General features: G+C 70.0%; 8 protein-coding genes and 1 pseudogene. All 9 read right to left on the bottom strand.

Going from position 1 to position 9,936, the window contains the following annotated elements:
• Nucleotides 1-239: 239 nt before the first annotated feature.
• Nucleotides 240-1,028 carry a GNAT family N-acetyltransferase gene (locus E3T37_RS00055; protein WP_134364822.1) on the bottom strand — a complete coding sequence of 263 codons (789 nt, stop codon included), beginning with the start codon at nt 1,026-1,028 and terminating at the stop codon, nt 240-242.
• 366 nt (nt 1,029-1,394) lie between these two features.
• Nucleotides 1,395-2,768 (bottom strand): FAD-binding oxidoreductase, encoded by a 1,374-nt coding sequence (locus tag E3T37_RS00050; RefSeq protein WP_134364821.1) that lies wholly within the window; start codon nt 2,766-2,768, stop codon nt 1,395-1,397.
• Nucleotides 2,769-2,947: 179 nt separating this feature from the next.
• Nucleotides 2,948-3,382 (bottom strand): DUF805 domain-containing protein, encoded by a 435-nt coding sequence (locus tag E3T37_RS00045; RefSeq protein ID WP_134364820.1) that lies wholly within the window; start codon nt 3,380-3,382, stop codon nt 2,948-2,950.
• Nucleotides 3,383-3,772: 390 nt separating this feature from the next.
• Nucleotides 3,773-4,486, bottom strand: a complete 714-nt coding sequence (locus E3T37_RS00040; protein ID WP_134364819.1) for a phosphatase PAP2 family protein — start codon at nt 4,484-4,486, stop codon at nt 3,773-3,775.
• Between the two features lie 407 nt (nt 4,487-4,893).
• Nucleotides 4,894-6,171, bottom strand: coding sequence for a multidrug effflux MFS transporter (locus tag E3T37_RS00030; RefSeq protein WP_241976037.1), 1,278 nt, complete (start codon nt 6,169-6,171; stop codon nt 4,894-4,896).
• A gap of 418 nt (nt 6,172-6,589) precedes the next feature.
• Complete coding sequence (locus tag E3T37_RS00020; protein ID WP_134364816.1) at nt 6,590-7,762, bottom strand: ROK family transcriptional regulator; 1,173 nt, start codon at nt 7,760-7,762, stop codon at nt 6,590-6,592.
• 47 nt (nt 7,763-7,809) lie between these two features.
• Nucleotides 7,810-8,031: pseudogene (locus E3T37_RS00015) on the bottom strand (family 1 glycosylhydrolase); the annotation flags it as partial.
• Nucleotides 8,032-8,080: 49 nt separating this feature from the next.
• Complete coding sequence (locus tag E3T37_RS00010; RefSeq protein ID WP_134364815.1) at nt 8,081-9,367, bottom strand: hemolysin family protein; 1,287 nt, start codon at nt 9,365-9,367, stop codon at nt 8,081-8,083.
• 11 nt (nt 9,368-9,378) lie between these two features.
• Nucleotides 9,379-9,765: a LacI family DNA-binding transcriptional regulator gene (locus E3T37_RS17730; RefSeq protein WP_134364814.1), complete on the bottom strand. Its 387-nt coding sequence runs from the start codon at nt 9,763-9,765 to the stop codon at nt 9,379-9,381.
• Between the last annotated feature and the right edge of the window lie 171 nt (nt 9,766-9,936).

Here is a 9,936-nt window from a genome sequence, read left to right as displayed (position 1 = left end):
CCGGCGAATCGGGGGCGGACGGAGCGGGAACGGCAGCGGCCTCGGCATCCTGCACCCGCTGCAGGGCGGCCTCCGCATCGGCCTGGGCCTGGCGCGCCGCGGCGAGCGCCGCCTGGGCCGCTTCGCGGGCGGCGGAAACGCCGCCGGGCGGGTTCATCGCTGTCATGGCGAAATACTAGTCCCCCTGATGCGGCGCGCGTCCGACGGGTTCAGCGCCTGCTGGGGCCTCGGAAGCCGGTTCAGGCGTCGGGAAGGCGGTCGGCGGCATCCGTCGTGAAGAGGTAGTCGTTGTTCGCGTTCAGCTCGGGCCGGAGTCCGCGCGAGAGCGCCGCGTCGAAGAGCCGCCGGGACTGATCGCGCAGCCGGGCGGCCGCGGCCGGGTCGTCGGCGCGCAACCGCTCGAAATCGACGTCGAGCGGCAGCCGCTCGCTCACCGTCCACTGCGGTTGCGGGGTTCCGGCGAGCGCCCGGAGTGCCCGCGGGGAGTCCATGCGCCAGCGCATTTCGAAGCGGTCACTACGGTCGCTGCCGGTGATGACGTCGTCAAGGCGGCCGTAGAAGTCGGGCAGGAAGCGCACCACCTCCGCGCCGAGTTTGATCAGGTTGAAGTGGGCGTTGCGGCGGATGAGGGGGTCGAACGTCCAGCGCATGTCGGTGATGCCGTGCTGCAGGCAGAGCGAGCGCTGGAAGAGTTTGAGGGCGTAGCCGACGCCGCTGCTGCGCTGCCACGGCACCACGGCGGACATGTGCGAGTGCAGGTGGATGCCGTCGGTCCAGCCGAGGAAGCCGAGGGTCGCGCCGACCGGTTTGCCGGCCGCGGTGGCGATCAGCACGGTGTTGCCGGCGAAGTCGAGCGCCAGGAGCATCGACCGGTCGGGGCTGCGGCCGACTCCCCAGGTGCGTTCGAACAGTCCGATCACGGCGGCCAGGTCGCCGGGTTCGGCGCTCCGCACGCTCACCCCGGCGGCGCCCGCGGCCGCATCCGCCAGCCGAACCGCTTCGTGCACAACCTCCGGTTCAACGCTCATGCGTCGAGTAGACCACACCGGGCCCGGCCCCCGGAACCTCGCCCTCCTGCGAATTCGACGGAGATTTTGCTTTAAAACACGTTATCGGGCCCCAGAACGGCCGTTTCGGGCAATATCTCCGTCGAATTGGTTCAGGGGCGCGGCTGACGGATGCCCGGGTCCGGCGCGACCCGGCGGCCGGCCGTTGCGGCAGCATCCGTCGCCCCGCGAGCACCCTCCCCGCGACCGGGCCGCACCGCCGTGCGACCGGGGGCCTTCGTGCGAATTCGACGGAGATTTTGCGTTAAAACACGTTATCGGGCCCCAGAACGGCCGTTTCGGGCAAAATCTCCGTCGAATTGGTTCAGAGGCAGGGGCGCAGTACGGCTAGTGCCCGCGGCCCGAGACCACGTCGGCGATACTCGCGACCGGCGAGGTGGTCTGCCGCCGGGTGCGCTCCGCGTGGTCGGCGAACGAGTACGCCCGGTAGAGCGCGTGCACGGCGAGCCAGCGCAACGGCTCAGGCTCCCAGTTGCGCACCCGGTGGTTCACCCAGGGCAGCCGGGTCAGCCCGGTCTCGTTGCCGAGGATCAGGTCGGTCAGGGTGCGCCCGGCCAGGTTCGTCGTGGCCACGCCGGTGCCCACGTAGCCGCCGGCCCAGGCCAGCCCGGTCGCCGGGTCGAGACCCACGGTCGCCGCCCAGTCGCGCGGCACGCCGAGCACCCCCGACCAGGCGTGATCGATCGCGACGCCCGCCGTCGCCGGGAAGAACCGGGTCAGGATGTCCCGCAGCGCCGCCACCGTGCTCGCCGGGGTCTGGCCGTCCGAGTCCGTCTGCGACCCGAAGCGGTACGGCACGCCCCGGCCGCCGATCGCGATCCGGTCGTCGGCCGTGCGTTGCGCGTACATGTACGCGTGCGCCATGTCGCCCAGGGTCTCCCGGCCGGCCCAGCCGATGCTGTCCCAGACGGACGGGCTGAGCGGCGCGGTCGCGATCAGCGACGAGTTCATCGGCAGCCACGCCCGGTGCAGCCCCTTCAGCCCCGCCGTGAACCCCTCCGTCGCGCGCACGACGAACTCCGCCTCCACCGCGCCCCGGTCGGTCGTCGCCCGGTGCGGCGTGATCTCGCTGACCCGGGTGTTCTCGTAGAGTTCCACGCCCAGCGCCTCGACCACCCGGGCGAGCCCGGCCGCGAGTTTGGCCGGGTGGATGCGCGCACAGTGCGGGTGCCACATCGCCCCGGTGGCGCCGGCCACGTCGATGCGGGCGCGCGCCGCCGCCGGGGAGAGGAGTTGGACATCCGTCATGGCCCACTGCTGCTCGGCCCGGGCGGACGCCTCGAGCCGCCGCTGCTGGGGCTGGTCGTAGGCGACCGTGAACTCGCCGCCCTTGACGATGTCGGCGTCGATGCCCTCGGCCGCGGCGACCCGGATCACCTCGTCGACGGTCTCGTTCATGCCGGTCTGGAACCGGGCCGCCGCGTCCCGGCCGTGCGACGCGACGTACTGCTCGCGCCCGCCGGTGACCGCGTTGGTCAGCCAGCCGCCGTTCCGGCCCGAGGCGCCGTAGCCGGCGAAGCGCTGCTCCACGATCACGATCCGCAGCGCCGGGGCGGCCTTCTTCAGGTAATACGCCGTCCACAGCCCGGTGTACCCGGCACCCACGATGCACACGTCGGCCACGATGGGCCCGGGCAGCGGGTCGCGCGGGGCCGGCCGACCGACCTGGTTCCACCAGAAGGAGACATCACCATTGATCATTCCCGCACCGCTTTCGTTCCGACGGATGTTGCGCGTTCAGTCAGAGCATCATCTCGCATCCGGCGCGGCGCGGGCGGCAATCCCCGGAGGCAGGTCCCGCCCGAGGAGCCCGTTCCGGTCGAGAGTGCCCGGTGCGCCGGTCACTCTCGACCGGAACGGGCACTCTCGCGGTGGACCCGTCAGCCCAGGCGCTGCGCGCTCGACCAGGTGGGCTCGGCCATCAGCGGCGCGGCACCCTTGTCGAACCGGGCTCCGAGCGGGTTGCTCGGCAGCACGCTGAAGACGAGGATGGCGAGGCCGCCGAGGGACGGGATCAGGCAGAGGAAGGCGAACCAGCCGGCAAAGTTCGCGTCATGCAGGCGACGCGCGAGCAGCGAGACGTTCGGAACGATGGTGGCCAGGTACACGATCATGATGAGAAAGCCGACCGGCACGAGGAGTGGTCCGGCCGCGTCGTATTCGGTGGGCGGCATGTTGAAGGCCAGCACCAGCAGCATCGGCAGGTAGAACACGACCATCCAGAGGCCCACCCACCAGTACTCGCTGCGCGAGGCCCGCCCGGTGAAGTCCGCGTACTTGCGGAAGTAGGAGGAGAGTGCGGCGACGGGCGTCATGGTGGGGTCTCTTTCATCGGCAGTACTGAGCCGGCGCAGGCCGGACAGAGGCCTAACACCCCCGGGTACAGGCTACTGGTCAGCACTTCCTGTGCGCCGCTGCCCCCTCACCACGCCGCGCAACTGCCCGCGCCACTGTGCCCGTTCCGGTCGAGAGTGCCCGGTGCGCCGGTCACTCTCGACCGGAACGGGCACTCTGGCGGTGGACCGCTCCCGCGGATGCCGGGACTCGCGCCGCGAACGCGTCGCCGACGCCGCCCGCCCCGACAAGGAGGATTCTCCTGCTCGGACGGCACCCGGGCATCCGTCGCTGTCTGCCCCTCTTTCCGCCCCTAACCAATTCGACGGAGATCCTGCCCGAATCGGGCGATTTGGGCCCGAATCCGAGTTCTAAGCGCTGTTTTTCCGTCGAATTCGCAAGGGCGGCGACGGATGCTGCGCCGCCAGTTCGCGCTCGCCCTCGAGTTTCGCGGCGACCGGGGCCCACAGCAGCACGGCGACGGCCGTGCCGAGCAGCAGCGCGCCGATCGTGTCCGTCAGCCAGTGTGCGCCCAGGTAGGTGCGGCTGACCATCATCACCAGCGTGTACAGCGCACCGGCCAGCCAGACCCAGACTCGGGGGAAGAGGATGCCCAGGCACACCGCCATGGTCGCCGCGTTGGCTACGTGACCGGACGGAAACGACCCGAAATCAGACGTGACCAGCATGTCTTGTGGTCGGGACCGGCCGAACAGGGTCTTGAGCACCTGCACCAGGCCTGAACTCGCGATCGTGGCGGCCATGAAATATCCGGCCGCCCAGGGGCGTCTCCGCACCAGCAGGAACGCCAGAATCAGCAGCGGGATCACGATCACGCCGGCGATGCCCGCCCCGAGGAAGTTCATCGCGAGCGAGAGGTACTCCCAGACTGGCGCCCGGTGCTCGATGATCTCGTCCATCCACTCGGTGTCGATCCTGAGCGGACGGCCGTTGTCGCGCACCACGATCAGCGCGCCCAGGCTCACGGCGAGCAGCAACGCGACGACCCCGCTGATCAGTGGCCAGCGGCGCGCGATGCGGCGGGTGGCGGGCGTGGCCGCGGTTTCGGGGGGTCGCTCGCTCATCATGTGTCCATGCTAGATCGGTGCGGGGCGATCGGTGCGGCGAGATCGGTGCGGCGAGATCGGTGCGGCGAGATCGGTGCGGGGCGATCGGTGCGGCGACCGTCGTGCGCGCCCGGAGTTCGGACCCCGCCGACCCGATTGCCCGGACCGAATGTGGCTAACTCAGGAGATCTGCCAGCCCGCGGCCGACGGATGCCGCAATCACGCGGCATCCGTCGCCCGCACCATGCCGCCGGCCGCGTTTCTCCTGAGTTGGCCACAGCGGAGGCGCCGGCGGCACCCGGTGGCACGGGAGATGCCGGTGGCACGGGAGATACCGGTGGCACGGGAGACACGGGTGGCACGGGAGACACCGGTGGCACGGGAGGCACACAGCGGAGGCGCCTTCGGCCGCCGCGGAGCCTGGCCTAGTGCCCCAGCGCGGGCACCGTGCGGGGACGCACGACGAACCAGAGGGAGAGGATCGACACGAGGGCCGTGACGCCCATCACGGCGCCCATCGGCACGGCGGTGCCGACGCCGAGCACGCCGACGATCGGGGAGATCAGGCCGGCGATGCCGAAGTTCGCTGCTCCGAGCAGGGAGGCGGCGGTGCCGGCCTCGTGCGCGTGCGCGTTGAGCGCGATCACCTGCACGCTGGGAAAGGTGAAACCGCAGGCGGCGATGAAGAACCAAAGCGGCACCAGGGTGCCCCAGAGTCCCGCGCCGGCGAGGTCGAGCAGCACGATCGCGGTGGCCGTGATCGCGAGCACCACCGTGGACACCGAGATGATCCACTGCGGACCGATGTTGAAGCGGTGCATCAGGCGCGAGCTGAGCTGCACCCCCGTCACGATGCCGAGCGAGTTGACGGCGAAGAGCAGGCCGTACTGTTGCGGGCTGAACGCGTAGACCTGCTGGAACAGGAACGACGACGCCGACAGGTACGAGAACAGGCCGGTGAAGGTCATTGCCCCGATGATCGCGACGCCCACGAAGATCCGGTCGCTGAGCACCGCACGGTAGCGCTGCGCGAGCGAGCTGTGCCCCTTGACGTGGCGCTCGGCATCCGGGAGCGTCTCGACGATCCAGAACGCGACGGCCAGGATCACGACGGTGCCGTAGGCGGCGAGCACCCAGAAGATGCCGCGCCAGCTCATCACGAGCAGCAGCTGCGAGCCGATGACGGGGGCGAGAACCGGGGCCAGGCCGCTGATCAGGGCCAGACGGGAGAGCATTTTCACCAGCGGCTTGCCGCCGAACAGGTCGCGCACCATGGCCAGCGCGACGACGGCACCCGCGGCTGCGCCGAAGCCCTGCAGCAGACGGAAGACCGCGAGCCAGACGATGTCCTGCGAGAGGGCGGCGCCCACGCTCGCGAGGATGTGGAAGCCGGTTGCCAGCATCAGCGGCAGCCGGCGCCCGACCTTGTCGCTCCACGGGCCGACGACGAGCTGGCCGAAGCCGAAACCGATCATGGTGCCGGTCAGGGTCAGCTGGATGGCCGCCGCCGAGACGCCGAACTCGCCCTCCAGGGTCGGGAAGGCCGGCAGGTACAGGTCGATGGTGAACGGGCCGAGCGCGGTGAGCGCGCCGAGCACGATGATGTAGACGAGGCGCTGGCCGCGGGAGAGGGCGTCGCCGGGATGCTTCGCGGCCGACCTCAGGTCGGCGGCGGTGATGACGGTGATGGCGGCGGTAGTCACGAAGTGTTGTTCTCGGTCTCGATGGGGCAGCCCCGATGGAGCTGAGGCGTGCTGGTTGACGTTCGGTCGAGGCACCGCATCACGGGCGTCAGTACCAGCAGCGGAACACGGAACCGCTCTCAGAGACAAGACAACCACGCCCGCACCTATTCCCCCCTGCGGGGATCCCGGGCGCAACTTGCACGAATCCGCCCGATCGTGCACTGGGCGCGGGCTCGGCGGGGTACCACGGGCTCGGCGGGGGTACCGCGGCGGGCGCAGGCGCGGCGGGCGCAGGCGCGGCGGGGCCGCTTTCCCCGGTGGCCAGCTCAGGAGAAGACGGATGTCGCCGGCCGGGTACCGCGGGATTCCGGGGCGATGCGCGGGACATCCGTTGAATCTCCTGAGTCAGCCGCCCGGTCCAGCGGACACTTCCGGTTCAGGCCGCGGAGGACAGCCCGCTCGGATCATCGAGCAATCCCTCGAATGCGAGCTCGGCGGCGCCGATCATCAGCAGGTTCGAGCCGAGTTCGGCCGCGCTGATCCGCACACTGCCGAAGGAGGAGCCCAGGGTCATCGATGCCACGCCCAGCCGCAGGCGCTCCGGGTCGACCGAGAACAGGGCCGCGAGGAATCCGCCGAGCACGACCAGCTGCGGGTTGAGGATGTTGATCGCCCCGGCCAGGGCCACCGCGAGGAAGTCCAGCTGGCGCTCCACCTCGGCCCGCACGAGCGGCGCGTCGGAGGCGAGCAGGGCCTGCTCCAGCTCGTCGGCATCCGCGCCGGCCAGCCCGAGCACGTCCAGCAGGTCCTCCCGGGTGACCTCGGCTTCGAGTGTTCCGGCGATCCCGGCCGAATCCGTGCGGGCGCTGCCGCTGACCCGGATGTGGCCGAACTCCCCCGCATAACCGGCGATGCCGCCCACCGGGCTGCCGCCGATGATCATGCCGCCGCCGATGCCGCTGGCGCCGCCGTTGAGGTAGATGAGGTCGGTGATGCCCTTCCCCGCGCCGAAGTGCTGCTCCGCCATCGCCCCGAGGATGGCGTCGTTGGCGGCGGATACGGGGTAGCCCGTGGCCTGCTCGAGCATCTCCTTGAACGGCTCGTCCGCCCAGCCGAGGTGCGGGGCGTGCCGCACCAGGCCGTCATAGGCGCGCACGAGCCCCGGAACGGCGACGCCGATGCCGACCACCCGGAACCGGGTCTCCAGTTCGCCGCGCATCCCCTCGATCACGGCGGCGGCGATGTTCACGGCCTCGCTCGCGCTCGGCGACCGTTCGGTGGGGTAACGGATGCGGCGGTGCACGCCGCCGTCGAGCCCGACGATCCCGATGGTGACGGCGTCGATCTCGGGGTTCACGGCGAGGGCGACCACCTGCTCGGCGCAGAACACGACCGGGCTGGGCCGGCCCACCTGGTTGGTGGAGTCAGGGTCGCGCTCCCCGACGAGCCCGAGCGACTCGAGTTCGGCGACGAGAGCCGCGATGGTCGACCGGTTCAGGCCGGTCCGGCGGGTCAGCACCGCACGCGAGGTCGGCCCGTCGCGGTGCACCAGGCGCAGGATGACCGACAGGTTGCGCCGACGCACGTCGTCGTGGTTGGTTCCCTGCATCAGAGTGTCCCTTAGCCTCGCGCCTGGCCAGTCAGGTTAGGTCAAGGTTACCGGGGCACGATCCCGGAACCGGCCAACTGGGCGTACCAGAGGGCGCTGTCCTTGGGCGTGCGCACCTGGCTGTCGTAGTCCACGTGCACGATGCCGAACCGCTTCGAGAAGCCGTAGCTCCATTCGAAGTTGTCCAGCAGAGACCAGACCTGGTAGCCGCGCAGGGTCTGCACGACCTCGTCGACGAAGGCCGCGCCGTTCTCGGTGATCATCAGCGGCTGCGATCGGCGCCCGGCCAGGGCGAGCCGCCCGCGGGCGTCCCGCACCTCAGGCCGAGACCACCTCGATCATGGTGATCCGGCGCCCCTCGACGGCGGCGACCCTGAGTCGATACTCCCCGACCGGCACCGTGTCGCCGACGACGGGCAGGCGGCCGAGCCGGTCGACGATGAAGCCGGCCGCGGTCTCATACGGGCCGTCTTCGAGTTCGATCCCGGTGAACTCGGCGAAATCCTCGATGTTCACGCTGCCGTCCACGATCCGCGCCGCCCCCGGGCCGACGAAGTGGTCCAGGGCCGCGGCCACGGGCTCGTCACGCTCATCCCGCATCTCGCCGACCAGTTCTTCGACGAGGTCCTCAAGCGTCACTATGCCGTCGGTGCCTCCGTACTCGTCGATCACGACGGCAATGTGGACCCCGGCGCGCCGCAGGTGCGTCATGGCGGGCAGGATGCGGTTCGTGCCCGGCAGGAACACGATCGAGCGGGTGATGTCGGCCACCGTGGTGGCTGCCGGGTGCGACTCCGGGTCGAGAAGGTCGCGCACGTGCACGAAACCCGTCACGTCGTCAACGGATCGGCCGATGACGGGGTACCGCGTGTACGGCATCGCGCGAACCTGGGTGATCGCCTCGGCGATCGACTGGGTGCCGCTCAGGAATGCGACATCGGCGCGGTGACGCATGACCTCCGCGACGGTCCGATCCGTCGCGTTGAGGACTTCAGTCAGGATTCGGCGCTCCTCGACCTCGAGCCCCTGGTGGGCATGGAGCAGGTCGCGGAGTTCTTCGTCGGACATCTGCTCCGTCCTGGCGTGCGGGTCTCCACCGAGAATTCTCACGACGGCGTTCGTCGACACGGACAGGAACCAGATCACGGGTCGCATGAACGCAGCGAAAATCAGGAGCGGCGGCGCCAGCACGAGCGAGAAACCGGCCGCCTTCTGGAGGGCGAATCGCTTGGGCACGAGTTCACCGAGAACAAGGGAGAGATACGCGATCACGAGCGTCATCCCGACCAGGGCCAGGGTGTCCGCAGCCCCCTTCGGCAGGCCAAGCGCCACCAGCAGGGGTGTGACATCCGGGGCGAGCGTGGTGGCCCCATAGGCCGCGGAGAAGAAACCAGCGACGGTGACGCCGATTTGAACCCCCGCCAGGAACTTGTTGGGGTCGCGGGCCAGCGCCGCGACCTTCGCACCCCGACTGCCCTGCTGCCTGAGCCGGTGCAACTGGCTTTCCCGCAGGGACACCAGCGCCATCTCCGTGGCGGCGAACAGGCCGCCGGTGAGAACGAAGAGCAGCACGAGGCCGAGATTGACCAGAGTGTGAATGTCCACCAGCCGTCCGCCTAACCCCGGGAGGCCGCCGGGGTCGCGATGGAGCCCCGCTCGTAGTAGCGCGGCGGAACGAGTTCGACCCGCGGTTCGATCCGGCCGGCGACCTGCTCGATCGCGAGCTGCACCGCGCGCGTGCAGGAGTCGGCGACGGCGAGCACGAACGCCATGTGTGCGGGCGCGGAGGTCTCCGCGTGGAACGGTGCGGTCAGGGCGAAGATGTTGGTGCGCGTGCCGGCGAGCATCCGTGCCCCCGCGTTGGGCCGGTAGCCCAGCTGTTCGACGGCGTTGGTGATGCGCAGCCGGGTCGACTCCGCGATCGACCTCTTGCCGGAGAGGGCGTAGGAGACGGTGCTGATGGAGACGCCGGCCACACGCGCCACGTCGTGGATGCTTGCCATCGACCTCTCCATTCCTTGTGGCACAGTCTGCCGCATGAAGCCGTGCGCGGCGTCCAACCGCGCCTATGCTGTCTAGGAGCGTGGGTCAGTAACGGCAAAGTTTAAAACGCCGCCGGATTTCCCGTCCTTGGCCGTGGGGTCTGGGAAAATTGCTTATGAGCGATTCTGATG

It is taken from the genome of Cryobacterium sp. TMT2-10, from assembly GCF_004403075.1.
GTDB classification, from domain to species: Bacteria; Actinomycetota; Actinomycetes; order Actinomycetales; family Microbacteriaceae; genus Cryobacterium; species Cryobacterium shii.
This window is presented reverse-complemented; position numbering and strand designations above follow the sequence as displayed.